The sequence below is a fragment of the Ideonella sp. FW305-24 genome (genome assembly GCF_058788035.1).
This window is the reverse complement of sequence record NZ_JBYTAI010000004.1, coordinates 491,348-509,820: the sequence shown is the minus strand read 5'-3', so window position 1 is coordinate 509,820 and position 18,473 is coordinate 491,348. Positions and strand designations below refer to the sequence as shown.

At 69.1% G+C, this 18,473-nt stretch carries 17 protein-coding genes; all 17 read left to right on the top strand.

Annotated features, from left to right (window positions below):
* The 17 genes from AC3WR5_RS14240 to AC3WR5_RS14160 all read left to right on the top strand — a co-directional run bounded on the left by AC3WR5_RS14240 (position 1) and on the right by AC3WR5_RS14160 (position 18,471).
* Positions 1 to 2,529, top strand: a complete 2,529-nt coding sequence (locus AC3WR5_RS14240; protein WP_492485362.1) for a choice-of-anchor D domain-containing protein — start codon at positions 1 to 3, stop codon at positions 2,527 to 2,529.
* 33 nt (positions 2,530 to 2,562) lie between these two features.
* On the top strand, positions 2,563 to 3,081 hold the full coding sequence (locus AC3WR5_RS14235) for a TlpA family protein disulfide reductase (protein ID WP_492485360.1): 519 nt from the start codon (positions 2,563 to 2,565) through the stop codon (positions 3,079 to 3,081).
* The gene (locus tag AC3WR5_RS14230; RefSeq protein ID WP_492485358.1) at positions 3,078 to 3,344 is read left to right on the top strand and encodes a DUF4266 domain-containing protein; all 267 of its coding nucleotides are present in this window, start codon (positions 3,078 to 3,080) and stop codon (positions 3,342 to 3,344) included. The genes AC3WR5_RS14235 and AC3WR5_RS14230 overlap by 4 nt, the downstream gene beginning before the upstream one ends.
* The gene (locus AC3WR5_RS14225; RefSeq protein ID WP_492485356.1) at positions 3,331 to 4,509 is read left to right on the top strand and encodes a DUF3570 domain-containing protein; all 1,179 of its coding nucleotides are present in this window, start codon (positions 3,331 to 3,333) and stop codon (positions 4,507 to 4,509) included. Before AC3WR5_RS14230 ends, AC3WR5_RS14225 begins: the two co-directional genes overlap by 14 nt.
* Before the next feature lie 44 nt (positions 4,510 to 4,553).
* Positions 4,554 to 5,582 carry a hypothetical protein gene (locus tag AC3WR5_RS14220; protein ID WP_492485354.1) on the top strand — a complete coding sequence of 343 codons (1,029 nt, stop codon included), beginning with the start codon at positions 4,554 to 4,556 and terminating at the stop codon, positions 5,580 to 5,582.
* A 50-nt stretch (positions 5,583 to 5,632) separates the two neighbouring features.
* The gene (locus AC3WR5_RS14215; RefSeq protein ID WP_492485353.1) at positions 5,633 to 6,523 is read left to right on the top strand and encodes an FAD:protein FMN transferase; all 891 of its coding nucleotides are present in this window, start codon (positions 5,633 to 5,635) and stop codon (positions 6,521 to 6,523) included.
* A gap of 37 nt (positions 6,524 to 6,560) precedes the next feature.
* On the top strand, positions 6,561 to 7,253 hold the full coding sequence (locus tag AC3WR5_RS14210) for a 3'-5' exonuclease (RefSeq protein WP_492485351.1): 693 nt from the start codon (positions 6,561 to 6,563) through the stop codon (positions 7,251 to 7,253).
* A 341-nt stretch (positions 7,254 to 7,594) separates the two neighbouring features.
* Positions 7,595 to 8,620 carry an FAD:protein FMN transferase gene (locus AC3WR5_RS14205; protein ID WP_492485349.1) on the top strand — a complete coding sequence of 342 codons (1,026 nt, stop codon included), beginning with the start codon at positions 7,595 to 7,597 and terminating at the stop codon, positions 8,618 to 8,620.
* Positions 8,621 to 8,700: 80 nt separating this feature from the next.
* Positions 8,701 to 11,796 (top strand): HzsA-related protein, encoded by a 3,096-nt coding sequence (locus AC3WR5_RS14200; protein WP_492485348.1) that lies wholly within the window; start codon positions 8,701 to 8,703, stop codon positions 11,794 to 11,796.
* Positions 11,793 to 12,419, top strand: a complete 627-nt coding sequence (locus AC3WR5_RS14195) for a hypothetical protein (protein WP_231011097.1) — start codon at positions 11,793 to 11,795, stop codon at positions 12,417 to 12,419. Before AC3WR5_RS14200 ends, AC3WR5_RS14195 begins: the two co-directional genes overlap by 4 nt.
* The gene (locus tag AC3WR5_RS14190) at positions 12,416 to 13,279 is read left to right on the top strand and encodes an SH3 domain-containing protein (protein ID WP_492485345.1); all 864 of its coding nucleotides are present in this window, start codon (positions 12,416 to 12,418) and stop codon (positions 13,277 to 13,279) included. Before AC3WR5_RS14195 ends, AC3WR5_RS14190 begins: the two co-directional genes overlap by 4 nt.
* A gap of 9 nt (positions 13,280 to 13,288) precedes the next feature.
* On the top strand, positions 13,289 to 13,933 hold the full coding sequence (locus AC3WR5_RS14185; RefSeq protein ID WP_492485343.1) for an outer membrane beta-barrel domain-containing protein: 645 nt from the start codon (positions 13,289 to 13,291) through the stop codon (positions 13,931 to 13,933).
* Between the two features lie 29 nt (positions 13,934 to 13,962).
* Complete coding sequence (locus tag AC3WR5_RS14180; RefSeq protein WP_492485341.1) at positions 13,963 to 14,466, top strand: TlpA family protein disulfide reductase; 504 nt, start codon at positions 13,963 to 13,965, stop codon at positions 14,464 to 14,466.
* A 4-nt stretch (positions 14,467 to 14,470) separates the two neighbouring features.
* Entirely contained in the window at positions 14,471 to 14,707 is a 237-nt protein-coding gene (locus AC3WR5_RS14175; RefSeq protein ID WP_231011096.1) for a DUF4266 domain-containing protein, read from the top strand.
* A 1-nt stretch (position 14,708) separates the two neighbouring features.
* Positions 14,709 to 15,818: a DUF3570 domain-containing protein gene (locus AC3WR5_RS14170; RefSeq protein WP_492485339.1), complete on the top strand. Its 1,110-nt coding sequence runs from the start codon at positions 14,709 to 14,711 to the stop codon at positions 15,816 to 15,818.
* Positions 15,819 to 15,826: 8 nt separating this feature from the next.
* Entirely contained in the window at positions 15,827 to 16,450 is a 624-nt protein-coding gene (locus tag AC3WR5_RS14165) for an AraC family transcriptional regulator (RefSeq protein WP_231011094.1), read from the top strand.
* Positions 16,451 to 16,458: 8 nt separating this feature from the next.
* Positions 16,459 to 18,471: a tetratricopeptide repeat protein gene (locus tag AC3WR5_RS14160; RefSeq protein ID WP_492485338.1), complete on the top strand. Its 2,013-nt coding sequence runs from the start codon at positions 16,459 to 16,461 to the stop codon at positions 18,469 to 18,471.
* Positions 18,472 to 18,473: the final 2 nt, after the last annotated feature.

The following is an 18,473-nucleotide window of genomic DNA, read 5'->3' as shown; positions in this document are numbered from 1 at the left end:
ATGTGGCGAGTCTTACGGACCGCGGCCTGCCTGGCCGCGCTGGCCCTCTGCTGGGTTGGCGCCTGGGCGCAGGACGCCAGCAACGGCGGCAACCTCTACATTGCGACCCTCGTCAGCGCCAAGCGCAGCTGCTCGAACTCGGCCTGCCACGGCACGCTGCCCAGCGGGGCGCAGAACCGCATCACCAACGGCATTGACGCGGGCAAGATCAAGTCGGCCATCAGCGCGCAAAGCCAGATGCAGTTCCTCAGCGGGCGGCTGAGCGACGCGGAATTCAACGACCTGGCCGCCTACATCGCCGGCAAGCTGGGCGGCACGCCGGTCTACCTGCCGGTGGCGGCTGCGCCCAACCCGACGGTGTCGCCGGCCAGCCTCCAGTTCGGCACCCAGCCCATCGGCCAGACCACGCCGGTCCAGACCGTCACCATTGGCAATGCGGCGAGCGCGACAGCGGCCCTGGTGCTGGGAGACATCGGCGTCACCGCGGGCAGCGATTTCGCCATCGCCGGCGGCACCTGCACCAAGGGCATGCAAATGGTGGCGGGGGGCAGCTGCACGGTGGCCTTGACCTTCCGCCCCACCCTGGCGGGCACGCGCTCCGGCACCCTCACCGCCGCGCACAACGGCCCGGGCGGTGCCAGCACCGTGAGCCTGGCGGGCCTGGGCGGCGACACAGCGCCCACCGTGTCCCTGTCACCCACGCAGCTCACCTTCTCGCAGGCCGTTGGCAGCACATCGGCCAGCCAGCGCGTGGTCGTCAGCAACACCGGTGCCGCCACGCTGGTGATCGGCTCGGTGCAGGTCACCGGTACCAGCGCCACGGACTATGCGCTGGGCTCGGGCAGCACCTGCATCGCGGGCGCCACCGTGGCCGTGAGCAGCAACTGCGTGCTGGACCTGAGCTTCTCGCCGGCCGCGCTCGGCACGCGCAGCGCCGCGGTGGTCCTTCAGCACAACGCCGGCTCCGGCAGCTCGACTGTGGCCCTGGTCGGCGAGGGAACCGCTGCACCGTCGCCCAACATGACGCTCAACGCGACCCGGCTGGACCTGGGCACGCAGGCGCTCGGCATCGCCGGACCGCCGCGCACGCTGGAAGTGGGCAACGCCGGTGCGGCCAGCCTGGCTATCAACGGCATCAGCGCCAGCGGAGCGCACGCAGCGGACATGGTGCTTGGCGGCACCTGCCAGGGCGGCTCGCCCGTCGCGCCCGGCAGCACCTGCACCATCACGGTGGCACTCAAGCCCAGTGCCTTGGGCACGCGCGTGGCAACGCTGGACATCGCATCCAACACCCCCTCCGGCACGGCATCGGTCTCGCTGTCGGGCGAGGCCATCGCGACACCCGCTCCCTCGCTGAGCCTCTCGCCAGTGGCACTGGGCTTCGGCCGGGTGGCGCTGGGCACCACCTCGTCCCCCCATCTGGCCATCCTCAGCAACAGTGGCAGCGCGGCGCTGAACATCTCGGCCATCACCAGCTCATCCAGCGAGTTCAGCGTCAACCACGACTGTCCACCGCAACTGACAGCCGGCAGCGCATGCAGCATCGGCGTGAGCTTCACGCCGGCCGGCGCCACCGCGGCGGAACAGGTGCAGATCGTCAGCAATGCCTTCAGCTCGCCCAACAGCATCGTGCTGACAGGCCTGGGCGTGACGAGCGCACTGCCCGTGCTGGTCTGGCAGGGCAGCGACACAAAAATTGCCTTCGCCACCACCGAGGTCGGCAAGTCCCTGGCCTCGGAGGCGCTGACCCTGGTGAACAAAGGGCCCGGCGAAGTGGCGGTGTCAGCCTTCGGCCTGGCCGGCGTGTCGCCGCAGGCCTTCTCGGTGGGCGGCGGCACATGCCTGGGCGGTGTGCACCTGGCCGAAGGCGAGAGCTGCACCGTCGTCGTCTCTTTCGTCCCGGACAGTGCCGGCAGCCTGAGCGCGACCCTGCTCGTGGCTTCGGACGGAGAGAACCCGGCCGAGATTGCACTCAGCGGTGTCGGCGCGGCCAGTACCAGCACTGGCGGCGGTGGCAGCGGTGGTGGCGGCAGCGGTGGTGGCGGCAGTGGCGGTGGTGGAAGCGGTGGTGGGGGCAATCTCTCGTCGCCCTTCGTGGCCGACCAAAGCACGCTGGACTTCCGCGCCATCGTCGTGCGAACCGGGGGCCGCAGCGAGCCGCTGGTGATCCGTGTCACCAACCAGTCCAATGCCACGGCGACCCTCAACGGCGTCAGCACGACAGGCGGTTTCGTGGTGCAGGCTGCCGCCGCCAGCGACGCCTGCGCCAGCATGCCGTGGACGCTGGCCCCGGGCGCCTCCTGCACGCTGGCCGTGCAGTTCGCACCCAGCACCGGAGGCAGCGCGACAGGCACCTTGCGCATCGTGGCCGCAGACACCAGCGCGCTGGACGTGCCGCTGCAGGCCGAGGCGAAAACGGAAGTGACCAACGTGGGTGGCGGCGGTGCCGTTTCCTTCGAGGCCTTGCTCGCCCTGGCCCTGATGGCGCTGCTGCTGACCTGGGCAGGCCGGCGTTCGGCTGTGAAGTGAGAAGGACAGACAACCGTGAGAAAAAGAACCGTGATGAAGAACAAGCTTTGGGCCGCTCGCCTGCTTGCCACTGTCGCGCTGGCCGCCTGCGCTGCCGCGGCCTCACCCGCCGCGGCAGTGGCACCGGGACAGTTCGCACCGGAGATCAGTGCGACCGCCGCAGGCGGCCAGCCTCTGCGCATGGGGAGCTTCCAGGGCCAGGTGGTGCTGCTGGATTTCTGGGCCTCGTGGTGCGGGCCGTGCAAGAAGTCCTTCCCCTGGATGAACGAGATGCAGGCCAAGTACGGGCCTGCAGGCCTGCGCATCGTGGCGATCAACCTCGACGAGCGGCGTGAAGATGCCGAGCACTTCCTGGCCCAGGTGCCCGCCAAGTTCACCATCGGCTTCGACACACAGGGCAAGACACCGGGCCTGTTCGGCGTCAAGGGCATGCCCAGTTCGGTGCTGATCGGCGCCAACGGTTTCATCGACAGCCTGCACGCCGGCTTCCGCGACGAAGACGCCACGGTGCTGGAGCAGCGCATCGCCCGCGCACTGGAAGCGCGGCGATGACACCACGACTATTCGTCGCCCTGGCCGCCCTGTCGTCGCTGGCCGGCTGCGCCCTTCCCGGATCGTTCAAGGTCCAGGATGCCCCCCCTTCCGACTGGTTGTCTGCAGGCCCCAAGCCCTGGGAAAAGGGCAACCTGGCCAAGCCGGAAATGACCATGGGTGGCGACGCGCTGGACCAGCGTTACACCCAGCACATCTACCAGAGCAAGGAGGCGGCCGCTGGCGGCGGCGGCGTGGGCGGAGGCGGCTGTGGCTGCAACTGATGTCGCCCGCCCGCTCGGCTGGCTGGCCGCGGCTGCCTTGGCAGTGCCCGGCGTGATGCCACGCCCCGCGCTGGCCGAAGAAGCGCCGGAAAAGGCCTTGATCGCGCTGAAGTACCTGCACTACCAGGACAGCCAGTCGGTGCAGACGCAGTACCCGTTCTACGACGGCAGCGAGCCCTCCACCTTCAAGCGCATCCAGGTCAGCTCGCCGTCGGCCCTGCTGAGCCTGCCGATCGGCAGGCAGTGGCTGGTCGACGCCTCGGCGGTGGTCGACGAAGTGTCCGGCGCCACCCCGCGCTACTACAGCGACATCAGCGGTGCCAGCCGGATGAGCGATCGCCGGGTGGCCGGCGACCTCAAGGTCACGCACTTCAGCGAGCGTTCTGCCCTGGCCGTGGGCGTGTCGCACTCCAGCGAGAACGACTACGTCTCCAACGCGCTGTCCGTCGAGGGCCGCTGGTCCACCGAGGACAACAACAACACCCTCACGGCGGCGCTCGGCCTGAGCAAGGACACCATAGCGCCCACCGGCGGCGGCGTGCTGGGGGTCGCTCAGGATCACAAACGCACCATCGAGACGATGGTCGGGGTGACACGCGCGTTCACGCGCAACGACCTGATCCAGGCGACGCTGGGCCTGAATTTCGGGAACGGGTATTTCAGCGACCCGTACAAGCAATTCGACAGCCGGCCCCGAGAGCGCTTCACCACCGTCTTCCAGCTGCGCTGGAACCATCACATGCAGGGATGGGGCGCCACGCTGCGAACCGGCTACCGCTACTACCACGACAGCTTCGGCATTGGCGCGCATTCGCTGGACGCACAGTGGGTGCAGCCGGTGACCGAAAGCCTCAAGCTCTCGCCGCTGCTGCGCTACTACACCCAGTCCTCCGCTTCGTTCTATCACGACCCGGTGACCGACGTCGAGGTCTACCCAGGCCTGCCGGCCGAAGCCACCTACAGCTCGGACGACCAGCGACTCTCGGCCTTCGGCGCCTTCACGGCAGGACTGAAGGCCGAGTACACCCTGGGTGCCTGGACGGCAGATGCCAAGGTCGAGCGCTACGAACAACGCGCGCAGTGGCGGATAGGCGGCCACGGCTCGCTGGGCATCGATCCCTTCCGCGCCACCTCTCTTCAACTGGGCCTGGCCTACAGCTTCTGATCGCCACCATGATGAATCCCCTGCATCCCTGGCCCAGGATCCCCGTGAGTCTTGCCGTCCTCCTCCTGCTCGCCAGCTGCGGCGGCGGCAGTGGCAACCAGCCGAGCTGGAACACCGATGCCGTCAGCGGCACGACCATCGGCTCGACCGAAACCTCAGGCGGCGGTGGCAGCACGGGTGGTGGAGACAGCAGTGGCGGCGGCACCAGCGGCGGCGGCACCGGTGGTGGGGACACCAGCGGCGGCAGTACCGACGGAGGCAGCAGCGGTGGCGGGGACACCAGCGGAGGTGGCACCAGCGGCGGCGGCGCGGAGGGTGGCGATGCCAGCGGAGGCGGCACCGGCGCCACGGCTTCGTGCTCGACGCTGGCCCTGTGCGACGGCTTCGAGTTCGACACGGCGGACAGCGCGCCGGACACCGCGCGCTGGAGCGTCGGCGGGCCGAACTGTTTCTCCGGCTCAGGCCATGCCGTCGTTGATGCCGCGCAGGCCCACAGTGGAACGCATTCCGTGCGCATCGACCCGGGCAGCGACTACTGCGGCCACGCCTTCATCCAGAACGCCACGATCAGCCTGCTCGGCAATGTGCGCTACGGCCGCTTCTACATCCGGCTCGCAAGCGCCCTCAACGATGCCCACGTGACCTTTCTTTCGATGCGGGACGCGAACGATTCCAACGGTTCGCAAAGCCAGGAGCTTCGCATGGGCGGACAAAGCGGCATCCTGATGTGGAACCGGTCCAAGGACGATGCGACGCTGCCTTCGCTCAGCCCGACAGGCATCTCCTTGAGTCAGGCCCTGAAGCCCCAGACCTGGACCTGCGTCGAGTTCCGCATTGACCAGTCTGCCGGCACCATCCAGACCTGGATCGATGGCGTGGCGCCCGCAGGCCTGCAGGAGGACGGCAGCGCCACCAACGATGTGGACCAGAGCTGGATCACGCAGTCCCCCTCCTGGCGGCCGGCACTGAGCGACCTGAAGCTGGGATGGGAGGCCTACGGCGGCACCACCAACACCGTCTGGATCGATGACGTGGCACTGGGCAGCGAGCGCATCGGCTGCACCGTGCAATGAGTGCCGCGGGCGCAAGTGCCCAGGCGGAGTTCCACACGGACTTCCACGCCATGGGCAGCCCCTGCCGCATCCAGGTCCAGCGCGCCACGCCGGCCACCGCACCAGCCGTCGAGGCGGCCATCGCCGAAGTCCACCGCATCGAAGCCAAATACTCACGCTATCGAAACGACAGCGTGGTGTCGCACATCAATCGGGCCGCAGGCCTGTCGGCCCCGGTCGAACTCGACACCGAGACTTGCGACCTGCTGGACTTCGCCGTCAGCGCCCATGCAGCCAGCGGCGGCGCATTCGACCTCACGACCGGGGTCCTGCGGCGCGCCTGGGACTTTGGTGCCGGCCGCCTGCCAACTGCCGGGGAAATCGCCGCACTGATGCCGCTGGTCGGCTGGTCCAAAGTGACGTGGCAGCGCCCGGCGCTGCACCTGCCAAGGCCCGGCATGGAACTGGACTTCGGCGGCATCGGCAAGGAGTACGCCGTGGACCGTGCCGCCACGCTGCTGGTCGAGGCCGGGATCGGCGCCGCGCTGGTCAACCTCGGTGGGGACCTGCGCGCCGTGGGCCGCCGCGACGACGGCCAAGCCTGGCACTTCGGCATCGCCCATCCCCGGGACGCCAACGCCATCGTGGCCAGCATCCCGCTGCACCAGGGCGCGCTGGCCACCAGCGGTGACTACGAGCGCTACTTCGAGATTGATGGCCGGCGCTACTGCCACATCCTGGATCCGCGCAGCGGCTGGCCGGCGCAGGGCTGGCAGTCGATCAGCGTTGTCGCACCCGCCTGCCTGGCAGCCGGCACGATCTCCACCATCGCGATGCTGCTCGGCCCACAGGCCCTGCCCTTCCTGCGCAGCCAGGGCCTGCCCTTCCTGGCCATCGACGCCAATGGCCAGCCGGAACGGGGCGAGCCCGAAGCCTTGCCCGCGGCCCAGTCCGGCAACTGACCCGCAGCGCGGCCGTGAGCCCCGCGACAATGGCGGCATGCTGAGCCCGTCCGCCACCGCCCCACAAGACACCGCCTCCTTCGAGCCAGGCGCGGCGCCGCCTGCCGAAACCATCGCCGTGATCGACTTCGAGACCACCGGCATGGCCGGCCAGGGCGCCCGCGCGACCGAGATTGCCGCGGTGCTGGTGAGCGGCGGGCAGATCGTCGGCCAATACCAGAGCCTGATGCGCAGCGGCGCCTGGGTGCCACCGTTCATCGAGCAGCTGACCGGCATCAGCAACGCGATGCTGGCCGATGCGCCCCCGGCCGACCAGGTCATGCACGAGGTCCTGGCCTTCACCCGCGGCTGCCCGCTGGTGGCCCACAACGCGCCCTTCGACCGCAGCTTCTGGCGCGCCGAGAGCGCACTCGCCGGCGCCACCGAAGACCCGGCACACGAGGAATTCGCCTGCACCCTGCTGCTCAGCCGCCGGCTCTACCCCGACGCGCCCAACCACAAGCTGGGCGGCCTGGCCGAGCACCACGCGCTGCCGCGCGAAGGCCGGGCCCACCGCGCCTTGTCCGACGCGCTGTTGACCGCCCACCTGCTGCTGCGAATCCAGTCCGACGTGCTCGCGCGCCACCCCGGCCCGGTCCTGCCGACCGAGGCCGACCATGGCTTGCTGCGCCGGCTGCAGCGCCTGCCGCGCCGCCGCATGGAACGCTGCCTGCCGGCCGATTGGCGCTGAGCAAAACTGTTCGGCCCGGCTGGACCAGCGGTCCCTGCGACAGCAACGAGCGGTTACCGAGCCCTGTCGGTCCTGCTGTAAAGTAACCTCAAATTGCCGGCATTGACTTGGAACGTCGCCCTCACGCGCTGATCTTTCAGGGATGACTGGCATGCGGGCGGTCCGGACGACCACCGCGCGGGCCGGCCCCACACCGGCAACGTGCACCGCCCATGTCTGCAGGAGTGCCGCGGCCACCGCCCGAGCCGCCGGCCCTTTGGTTTGGGAGTAGTACCTGTGTCTTGCCATCCGTGCCACTCCGCGTGGCCGCCGCGCTTCGGGCTGCAGACACGGGACCAGACATGGGTCTGCTGAACATGCTGCCGGCAGCCTGGCGCCGCAGCACTCGCCCCGCCACTGCCACCCAGCCCAGCGCCAACCCAGCACCGGCTTCGCCGGTGGACGAACCTGGCTGGGTCAAGGCCGAGCAGGCCATCATGGGCACCGCCATCAGCGCCGAGCTGTGGTGCGAAGACCCGGCCCAGGCCCAGGCCGCGCTGGCCGCGGTGATGGCCGAGATGCACCGCATCGACGCGGCGATGAGCCCGCACAGGCCCGAGTCCGAACTCTCGCGCATCAACCGCGAGGCCGCCGAACATGCCGTGCCGCTGAGCGAAGAAATGGCCGGCCTGATCGCCCGCGCGCTGCACTTTTCCGAACTCTCCGGCGGCGCCTTCGACATCAGCTACGCCAGCGCCGGACAGCTCTACGACTACCGCGCCGGCACCGCCCCCAGCGACGCCGCGCTGGGGCCAGCCCGTGAAGCCATTGGCTACCGCGGCCTGCTGCTGGACCGCCAGCAGCGCACGCTGCGCTTCGCCAGGCCCGGCATGCGCATCGACCTCGGCGGCTTCGCCAAGGGCCACGCGGTGGACAACGCAATTGCGCTGCTGAAGCAACGCGGCATCCGCCATGCGATGGTGGCCGCTGGTGGCGACAGCCACCTGCTGGGCGACCGCCGCGGCCGGCCGTGGATGGTCGCCGTGCGCGACCCGCGCGAGGCCGGCGCCAACATCGCGGTGCTGCCGCTGCAGGACGTGGCCATCTCGACCTCCGGCGACTACGAGCGCTTCTTCATCGCCAGCGACGGCCGCCGCCACCACCACCTGCTGGACCCGCGCACCGGCCGTTCAGCCGAAGGCGTGCGCAGCGTGACCATCCTGGCCGACGACGGCCTGACCACCGAAGCGCTGTCCAAGACCGTGTTCGTGCTGGGCGCCGCCGCCGGGCTGAAGCTGATCGACACGCTGCCCGGCGTGGACGCGGTGATCGTCGATGGAAACGGCCAGTTGCACTTTTCCGGCGGATTGCGCCAAGCCGGGCACTGAATCTGCATCGTCAGCATGGTTTTTCCTCTTCTGACGTTCTTTGTCACCTCCTCCGCGCGCCCTCTATGCGAAAGCCCGTCATGAATCCAGTTGTTGACCTGCGCACCCGTGCCGCGGCGGCTTTCACGCTACTCATCGCCAGCGTGCTCGCTGGCTGCGGCGGTGGCGGCAGCACCAGCGGCGACTCGACGCTGACCGTCAACGGCGATGTGCCGCTGGTCTACGTCAAGCGCGTCAACACCGTGGGCCTGAACCCCACCGACGGCACCGGCTTCGCTGAAGGCGGGGACCTGATGCTGCGGGAAAAGTCCTCGCCCAGCGCGCCTGAGCACAACCTCACCACGCTGATCACCCAGGGCAAGGGCGACGCCTCCGACCCCGAAGTCTCGTACGACGGCAAGAAGGTCATCTTCTCGCTGCGCTGCCCGACCAGCAACACCTCGCTGGTCAACGGCCAGCCGGCCTGCACCGGCCGCTGGAACATCTGGGAATACGACATGACGACCGGCGGGCTGACCGCAGGCACCTTCCGCCGGCTGACCAGCTCGACCGATGACGACGACGTCGACCCGGCCTACCTGCCGGGCAACCGCGGCTTCGTCTTTGCGTCGAACCGCCAGGCCAAATCCCACCTCAGCCAGGCACTGGGCCGCAGCTACTACGCGCTGGACGAATACGAGCGCGAGCGCACGCTGAACATCCACAGCATGGATGTGGACGGCAACAACATCGTGCAGCTGACCTTCAACCAGAGCCATGACCGCAACCCGGTCGTGCGGCCGAATGGCGACGTGATGTTCTCGCACTGGGACCACGTGGGCGGGCGCAACCATTTCAAGGTCTTCCGCATGAAGCCGGACGGCACCGACCTGTTCGTGCTGTACGGCGCACACAGCGAAGGCAACAGCTTCCTGCACCCGCGCGACATGGACCCCAAGGGCGCGTACGCCGGCCAGTTGTCGACCGACCTGATGCCGCTGTCGCGCACCCACGAAGGCGGCGCGCTGATGCGGGTCGACGTGGCCAATTACTCCGAGCAGAACACCCCCGCCAACCCCAGCGTGCCGACACAAGGTGGCCAGGCCCAGATCACCGATCAGCTGCTGGAAATGGACCGCGGCCTGTCCAACTATGGCCGCGTCACCACGCCCTACCCGCTGTGGGACGGCACCGACCGCCTGCTGGTCGCCTACCGCCCCTGCGAGGTGACACGCGACGGCAACGTCGTCTCCTGCGCCACGCTGACCGCCGACGAGATCGCCCGCCTCAGCGACGGTGGTCGCAGCCGGGACGCCGTGGCCGCCGACACGCTGCAGGACGACGTGCCACCGCCGTACGCGATCTACATGTTCGACCCGGCCAAGCAGACCTGGCTCAACGTGGCCTCGCCCGACGCGGGCTTCATGTACACCGACCCGATTGCGCTGCAGGCCCGCACCGAGCCGAATGCCACCGACCCGACGCCGGTGGACAGCGACCTGGCCTCGCAAGACCTCGGCCTGCTGGAAGTGCGCAGCGTCTATGACACCGATGGCCTGGGCCGCATGGGCGACGCGGTGCTGGGCGCCACCGACCTCGGCGAGAACTGCAGCGCCGCCATCCCCAAGACCTCGCCCACCGACCCGCTGGACACCCGCTCGCAGGTGGCCGACCTGGTCAAGATGAAGGACCCGGCCGACCCGGCTTATCACTGCTCTCCGGCCCGCTTCGTGCGCGCCACGCGGGCGGTGGCGCCACCCTCTGGCAGCATGGGCCTGCGCCAGGCCATTGGCGAAACCGACTTCGAGCCGCAGCAGATCCTGGGCTATGCCCCCATCGAGCCGGATGGCTCGTTCAAGCTCACGATCCCGGCGGACACCCCGGTGGCGCTGGCCGTCATCGACTCGCAAGGGCGGGCCTTCCAGACCCACACCAACTGGATCCAGGTGCGCCCAGGAGAGCGCCGCACCTGCGATGGCTGCCACAGCCCACGCCGCGGCGGCTCGCTGAATTCCGGCACCGTGGTCAACACCGTGCCCACCGCGCTGCGCAGCGCACTCACCGCCTACCGCACATCCGGCGAAACGCTGGCCGGCACCCGCACCCGGCTGGACCCTGCGGCCCTGAAGCTGGTGTCCGACCTGATGTATGCCGACATCTGGGCCGACGCCACCCAGCCCGGCATCACCGCCCGCCCGGCCATTTCGCTGCGCTACACCGGCAACGACAGCAGCGCCGACGACCTGGTCACCGCAGCTCCCGCGAACGGCATCATCAACTACGTCGACAACATCCAGCCACTCTGGACCCGCACCCGCGGCACCGATGGCGCGATGACCTGCACCGGCTGCCACAACGCCACCAGCACGACCAGCAAGCTGGACCTGAGCGCCACGCTGGCCGGCAGCGGTCGCCTGGTCTCGTACGAGGAACTGCTGATCGGCGACCCGGTGCTGGACCCGAAGACCGGCCTGCCCCAGACCCACCTCGAAGAAGGCGTGCCCATGGTCACACGCCAGGCCGCACTGGTGCAGAACGATGCCAGCGAAGGCAGCGCACTGGGCCTGGCACGCAAGAGCCGGCTGATGGAAATCCTCTCCGGCCAGAAGCTGATGGCCAGCGGCGACGCCTCGACCGCCCACCCCACGCCCGCGTCGCCGGCACCGGACCATGCCACCCTGCTGAACGCGGCCGAGAAGCGCCTGGTCGCCGAATGGATGGACCTGGGCGGCCAGTACTACAACGACCCCTTCGATGCCAGCGGTGTGCGCACCGTGGCCACGCTGGACGAGAAGGCCTTCGAGGCCAGCATCCATCCGATCCTGATGGCCAACTGCGCCAACGGCTGCCACATGGCCATCGGCAGCAGCGCGGCCAAGGACTTCCACGAGAACAAGTTCGTGCTGACCGGCAGCGAGGAAGGCGACTTCAACGTCTCGCTGTCGATGATCTCGGACGTCTGCTCGCCAGGCACCAACCCGCTGATCGCCCGGCCGTCCACCCTCCCTCACCCGGCCGCCGCCGCCAGCCAGGCACAGGCCGTGCTCCCGGTGGGCAGCAGCACCTACAACACGATGGTGGCCTGGATCGCGGCCGGCTGCAGCAACCCCGCGGCTGCCGGCAAGCACAAGGCCGGCGTGAAGCCGCCTCCCGCACAGAAAGCCGCGCTTGCCGGCACCCGAGTCTCCGCCCGATGAACCTGCTGCTCCCGTTGTTCCCGCCCAGCCTGCGCCCTGCGGCACGGCTGGCCGCCCTGGCCGCCCTGGCCGCCGGGCTGTCTGCCTGCGGTGGCGGTGGCCCGCTGGGCAACCCGCCTGACATCACCAACCCGCCCGGCGCCACAGGCGAGAAGTTGTCGTTTGCCTACTACCAGAAGTGCATCCAGCCCATCCTCGATGCGGCGCTGGCAGCCCCGGACGGCAGCAACCACACCAACACCTGCGCCAGCGGTGGCTGCCACGACAACACCACCGGCACCGGCGGCGCGCTGCGCGTGGTCGGCGGCGCGGCGGCCCAGGACCTGAGCCAGTCGGCGGACGTGATCCGCGCCACCGACATGTACCGCAACTTCTATTCGGCCCAGGGCGTGACGCTGCCTGGCAATGCCGACGACAGCCGGCTGTTCGACAAGCCCTTGCTGAAGAACGTGCTGCACGGCGGCGGCCTGATCTTTGCGAGTGAGTCCGATCCGAATGCGCAGAAGATCCGCTACTGGATCTCCAACCCCGCGCCGCAGGGCCAGGACGAATTCAGCACTGCCTCCTACAGCATGTTCACGCCCGCCGACCCGGCCACCGGCACCTGCAACACCACCCCATGAGCGTTTTCCCACGTCTGGGCGGTGTGACAGGCCTTGCCGCACAGCTGACGATTTTGGTCGCCCTGGCGGCTTTGGCCGCGCCGGCAGTGGCGCAAACTGTCATGCCGGTGGTCGACGCGCCGGAGGCCGTGCCCTCGGTCGGCATCCCCCAGCCGCTGGTCTGGGTCGGCGCGGAACCCGGCCGTGACGACAAGGTCGAGATCGTGCAGGTCCAGGTGGCCTACGTCGAGATGCGCAGCGGCCCGGGCCGCGGCTACCCGGTCTTCTACGTCGCCAAGCGCGAGGAGTGGCTGCGCATCGAGTTGCGCCACACCGACTGGTACCAGGTCCGCACCGCCAACGGCAAGGTCGGCTGGGTGCAGCGCGGCCAGCTGGAAAATACCGTCGTGGCCGGCGGCGACCAGCTTTACCGCAACGTGGTGCTGGGCGACTACCTGAACCGCAGGGTGGAGCTGGGAGCTGCCTGGGGCCGCTTCAAGTCCGAGCCGATGATCCGCTTCTGGACCGCGTATCGCATGTCCGACACGCTGAGCCTCGAAGGCTCGCTGGCCCAGGTGCAGGGCGTGTACTCCGGCAGCACGCTGTGGCATGCAGACCTGATGGCCGAGCCCTGGTCAGACCAGCGCCTGTCGCCGTATTTCGCGGTCGGCGTGGGCCAGTTCAAGAACATCCCGAACCAGAGCCTGGTCGAGTCCCAGACCACCGATGCCAAGCTGGCCGACATGCGGCTGGGCCTGCGCTGGCATCTGACTGACCGCTTCGTGCTGCGGCTGGACGGCACGCTCTACACCGCCTTCCTGTCGCAGCAGCGCACCGGCGAATACCGCGCGTATTCGGCCGGCCTGTCGTTCTTCTTCTGATTGCCACCCATGGCCCACTTTTCCTCCCGCACGCTCCTGGCCGCCAGCGCGCTGCTGCTGTCCCTGCCCGCGCTGGCCGTCGACACCACGACCTCCGGCGACCAGCAAGCCGTGGTGCCGCAGGTCCAGCGCAGTGAGCTGCGCCCCGCGCGCTTCCCGTCCAACGACTTCGAGGTCGGCCTGTTCGGTGGGATCTACGGCACGCAGAACTTCGGCGCCAGCTTCGCCGGTGGTGCACGTGTGGGCTACCACATCACCGAGGACTTTTTCGCCGAGGCTGCCTACGGCCAGACCAATGTCACCGACGAGGCCTTTCGCCGCGTGCTGCCCGGCGGCATCTTCACCAGCGACACAGAGAAGCTCAGCTACTACGACCTGTCGGTCGGCTGGAACATGCTGCCTGGCGAGATCTTCCTCGGCAGCAGCACCGCGAGGATCTCGCAGGTCTACCTGATCGGCGGCCTGGGCCGCACCAGGTTCGTCGACCAGCGCGAGCAGACCTTCAACTTCGGCCTCGGCGTGAAGGTCTTCCTGGCCAACTGGTTCGCGCTGCGCGTGGACATGCGCGACCACATCTTCACGCTGGACCTGCTGGGCAAGCGCGACAGCACCCACAACCTCGAACTAACGACCGGCGCGTCGTTCTTCTTCTGACCGTCCTGCCTGCGTTCCCTGCCGTTGTCATGAACCTCCTGTCTACCCTGCTGCGCCCCGCTGCCCTGTGCCTGCTGCTGCTCGCAGGCTTGGCCCAGGCCACGCCCACGCCCAATGCCCCGGCGCCCGATTTCACGCTGCGCACCGCCGAGGGCCGCAACCTGCGCCTGCAGGAGCAGCGTGGCCAGGTCGTGATGCTGAACTTCTGGGCCACCTGGTGCGGGCCCTGCCGGGAAGAGATGCCTCAATTGGGCAAGCTCTACGAGCGCTACCAGGGCGCCGGCTTCCAGCTGCTGGGGGTCAACGTGGACGAGGACCCGGCCGCGGCCGCGGCGCTGGCGCAAAAGCTGGGCGTGAAGTTCCCGGTGCTGCTGGACAGCGCCAAGCAGGTCAGCAAGCTCTACGAGCTGACCTCGATGCCGTCCACCGTGCTGATCGACCGTGACGGCAAGGTGCGCTTCCTGCACCGCGGCTACCGCGCCGGTGTCGAGCAGACCTACGACCAGCAGATCCGCACGCTGCTGAAGGAGTGACGCGATGACGAACCTCCTGCGCACCCTGCCCGCCCTGGCCCTGCTGGCCGCCACGCTGCTCGCCGGCTGCAGCACGCCGCAGCCCTGGGTCCAGCCCTATGAGCGCGAGCGCCTGGCCGACCCGATCATGCAGTTCTCGCGCGACAGCCTGGCCGAAAAGCACCGCGACCATGTCTACACCGTCCGCGAAGGCGGCCGCGGCGCCACCGGCGTGCAGGGAGGTGGCTGTGGCTGCAACTGAGATGCTTCGCCGCATCGGTGCCGCGCTCGGCTCCCTGGGCGCCGGCCTGGCTGCGCTGCTGGGCCACGGCGCCGCGCGCGCTGTGGACCTGCCGGCCGACACCGCTGAAGCGATGGTGCACATCTACGACGGTGGCGGCGTCAAAGCCGTCGGCCCCGCCTTGCTGATCCGCAAGAACATTGCCGACACCGTCTCGCTCAGCGGCACCTACTACGTGGACCTGGTGAGCAACGCCTCGATCGACGTGGTCACCACCGCCAGCGCTTACCACGAGATGCGCAACGAGCTCTCCCTGAGTCTGGCCTATGCCACGCGCGACAGCCTGATCACGCTCGGCGGCTCGCACAGCCAGGAGCCGGACTACGTCGCCAACAGCTTCTCGGTCGACGTGTCGCAGGAGATCCTCAGCGGCCTGAGCACCATCTCGCTGGGCTTCACGCGCGGGCAGGACCAGGTCGGCATGCACGACAACCCGAGCTTCTCCGACAGCGCCAGCCACTGGCAGTACCGCGTCGGCGGCAGCCTGATCCTCAGCCCGCGCTGGGTCGCCAGCGCCAACCTCGAAGCCATTGCCGATGACGGCTACCTCGGCAGCCCCTACCGGCTGGCGCGTGTCTTCGGCTCCTTCATCCACGAGAACAACCCGCGCACCCGCTCCAGCCGGGCGGTCAAGTTCCGCGTGATTGGCGACGTGGGCGAGGCCGGTGCCCGCAGCGCCTTGCATGCCGAATACAGGTACTTCTGGGACAACTGGGCGATCCGCGCCAACACACTGGAGGCTGGCTACACCCGCTACCTGGGCGATGCTTTCCTGGTCGACGGCTTCGGCCGCTACAACCACCAGACCAAGGCCTTGTTCTACAGCGACAACGCGCCCACCGAAACCACCTACTTCAGCCGCAACCGCCAGCTCGGCACCTTCAACAGCATGTCGCTGGGTGCGCACCTGAGCTGGAACGCGGCCAACGTGCCAGGCAAGTACGACGTCAAGCTGCACGGCTCCTGGGAAATCGTGCGCTTCGACTACCAGGACTTCACCGACATCCGCACCGGCAAACCCTACGCCTTCACCGGCCATGTGGTGCAGCTCTACATGACCGCGAGCTTCTGATGATGCCCATGACCTTCCCCCAAGCGCTGCGCAAGGCATTGGCTGCCGCCGGCTGCCTGCTGGCCCTGGCCGCACCGCTCACCAGCTGGTCGCAAGCCACCGCGCCCGAGGCGGCGGCTTCTGCTCCTGCTGTGGACCCTGCTGCTGCCGCTGTGCCCGCGACCGCCGCATCCGCCCCGTCCGACCCGGTGGCGCTGGACGCGCGCGTCGAAAGCCTGAAGTCCGACGTGATCCAGCTCAACCGCGACCTGCTGCTGCTGGAAGAAGAGCTGTTGTTCCCGGCCAGCACGCAGGTGGCCGTGTTCGTCTCCAGCGACGTCGGCGACCTGTTCCTGCTGGACTCGGTGCAGGTGCTGCTGGACGGCAAGGAAGTCGGCAACCACCTCTACACCGAGCGCGAGTTGGTGGCGCTGCGGCGCGGTGGCGTGCAACGCCTCTATCTGGGCAACCTGCGCAGCGGCGAGCACACGCTGGTGGCCATCTTCGTCGGCAAGGGCCCGCACGAACGCGACTACAGGCGCGGCACCACGCTGAAGTTCGAGAAGGGCAGCGAGCCCAAGTACGTCGAGCTGCAGATCAAGGACTCGGCGCGCACGCTGCAGCCGGTGTTCGACGTCAAAGTCTGGCAGTGACGGCGGTCGTGAAATCTCTCTTGCTGCGCCGCTGGGCGGCGGCCGCGGCCTGCAGCGCGTCGCTGGGCGGCATGCTGCCGTGCGGCTCGCTGGCCGCCGAAGCGCCATCGCCCACCGTCACCGTGCAGGCCCCGCACTATGGCGACGCACTGTTCTACTTTTTCCAGGACCAGTACTTCACCGCCGTCACCGGCCTGATGGTCTCGCAGACGCTGCACCGCGTCGCCCCGCATGACGACGAGGCCGAAGTGCTGCGCGGCGGGCTGCTGCTGTCCTACGGCCTGCACCGCCAGGCCGCCCAGGTCTTCGAGCGGCTGGTCGAGCGCGGCACCGATCCGGCCACGCGTCGCCGCGCCTGGTACTTCCTGGCCAAGATCCGCTACCAGCGCGGCCTGGTCCAGCCGGCGGCCGATGCACTGGCCCGCATCGACGGCCCGCTGCCGCCGCAGCTGGCAGACGACCACGCGCTGCTGCAGGCCCAGGTGCAGATGGCGCTGGGCCAGTACGGCCCCGCCGCCGACGCGCTGCGTGGCCTGGCCGAACGCAAGCCTGCCGCCCGGGCGTCCGGCTGGGCGTCTGTCTGGACACTGGGCTGGTTCGGCCAGCAGTACGCCGACGACGAGACCGACCGCGCCACCCGCTATGCCCGCTTCAACCTGGGCGTGGCGCTGATCCGCAGCGGCCAGCGCGACACCGGCGTGAAGATCCTCGACGAACTCGGCCAGCAAGCCGCCGGCAACGAGGAAATGCGCGCACTGCGCGACCAGGCCAACGTCGCGCTGGGCTACAGCGCACTGCAGGCCGAGGAACCGGAAAACGCCCGCAAATGGCTGGAGCGCGTGCGCCTGAACGGCCCGGCCTCGAACAAGGCGCTGCTGGGCTTCGGCTGGGCCGCGCTGTCGCTCAAGCAGCCCAAGCTGGCGCTGGTGCCCTGGACCGAACTCGCCAAGCGCGACAGCGACGACGCCGCGGTGCTGGAAGCCCGCCTGGCCATGCCGTACGCACTGACCGAACTCGGCGCCATCGCGCCGGCGGCCGCGCAATACGAGCAGACCTTGGGCCAGTATGCCCAGTCCGACCAGCAGCTCGACGAGTCGATCACCGCACTGCGCAATCCCGGCTGGCTGGACGCGCTGCTGACGCTGAACCCCGGCGAGGAGATGGGCGCACTGCGCCAGATCTCTCGCCTGCCGCAGATGCCGGCCGCCGGCCACCTGCGCCTGGTGATGGCGCAGAACGATTTCCAGGAAGCCTTCAAGAACCACCGCGACCTGCGCTTCCTGCAGGCCAACCTGGCCGACTGGCACAGCAAGCTGGCCAGCTACCGTGCGATGCTGGAGCACCGCCGCGAGTTCTTCGACAAACGCCTGCCGGTGCTGCACGCGCAGACCGGTGGCATTGACCTCGCCCCGCGCAAGCAAATGCGCGACCAGCTCGGCTCAGAGCTGGCCCAGGCCACCACCGATGGCGACGGCCTGGCCTTCGCCGACGCTCGACAGCGCAGCCTGCTGGGCCGCGCCGGCACCGCCCGTGACACGCTGGATCGTCTTGCCGCCGCACCGGATGCGCCCGACACGGCAGCCCAGCGCGAGCGCCTGCGCCTGCTCTCGGGCGTGCTGAGCTGGGAGCTGGCCGAGGCCTACCCCGAGCGCGCCTGGCAGGCCCGCAAAGGCCTGCAGCAGCTGGGCAAGGAACTGGACACCGCCGGCCGCCGGCTGGAGGAACTGCTGCAAGCCGAAGGCAGCGAACGCCAGCGCCTGGACTCGCTGGGCCAGCGGCTGGAGGTGATGGCCCGCCGCGTCGAACAACTCGCGCCGCAGGTCGCGGCCCTCAGCGGCGTGCAGCAGCAGGCCTTGCAGACCATGGCGATTGCCTCGCTGCAGCAGCAGAAGGAACGCCTGGCCGGCTACACCACCCAGGCCCGCTTTGCGCTTGCCCAACTGCACGACCAGGCACTGGAACGCACCCCCGGCACCGGCGACGGCCCTGCCAAGCCCGAAGGTGCCAATGCCAAGCCCTGACG

Coding starts and splice junctions, on each gene's coding strand:
- AC3WR5_RS14190 (WP_492485345.1), top strand. CDS start 12,416: ATGAGCGTTTTCCCACGTCTGGGCGGTGTGACAGGCCTTGCCGCACAG.
- AC3WR5_RS14165 (WP_231011094.1), top strand. CDS start 15,827: ATGACCTTCCCCCAAGCGCTGCGCAAGGCATTGGCTGCCGCCGGCTGC.
- AC3WR5_RS14210 (WP_492485351.1), top strand. CDS start 6,561: ATGCTGAGCCCGTCCGCCACCGCCCCACAAGACACCGCCTCCTTCGAG.
- AC3WR5_RS14205 (WP_492485349.1), top strand. CDS start 7,595: ATGGGTCTGCTGAACATGCTGCCGGCAGCCTGGCGCCGCAGCACTCGC.
- AC3WR5_RS14170 (WP_492485339.1), top strand. CDS start 14,709: ATGCTTCGCCGCATCGGTGCCGCGCTCGGCTCCCTGGGCGCCGGCCTG.
- AC3WR5_RS14195 (WP_231011097.1), top strand. CDS start 11,793: ATGAACCTGCTGCTCCCGTTGTTCCCGCCCAGCCTGCGCCCTGCGGCA.
- AC3WR5_RS14215 (WP_492485353.1), top strand. CDS start 5,633: ATGGGCAGCCCCTGCCGCATCCAGGTCCAGCGCGCCACGCCGGCCACC.
- AC3WR5_RS14230 (WP_492485358.1), top strand. CDS start 3,078: ATGACACCACGACTATTCGTCGCCCTGGCCGCCCTGTCGTCGCTGGCC.
- AC3WR5_RS14180 (WP_492485341.1), top strand. CDS start 13,963: ATGAACCTCCTGTCTACCCTGCTGCGCCCCGCTGCCCTGTGCCTGCTG.
- AC3WR5_RS14175 (WP_231011096.1), top strand. CDS start 14,471: ATGACGAACCTCCTGCGCACCCTGCCCGCCCTGGCCCTGCTGGCCGCC.
- AC3WR5_RS14200 (WP_492485348.1), top strand. CDS start 8,701: ATGAATCCAGTTGTTGACCTGCGCACCCGTGCCGCGGCGGCTTTCACG.
- AC3WR5_RS14235 (WP_492485360.1), top strand. CDS start 2,563: ATGAAGAACAAGCTTTGGGCCGCTCGCCTGCTTGCCACTGTCGCGCTG.
- AC3WR5_RS14240 (WP_492485362.1), top strand. CDS start 1: ATGTGGCGAGTCTTACGGACCGCGGCCTGCCTGGCCGCGCTGGCCCTC.
- AC3WR5_RS14185 (WP_492485343.1), top strand. CDS start 13,289: ATGGCCCACTTTTCCTCCCGCACGCTCCTGGCCGCCAGCGCGCTGCTG.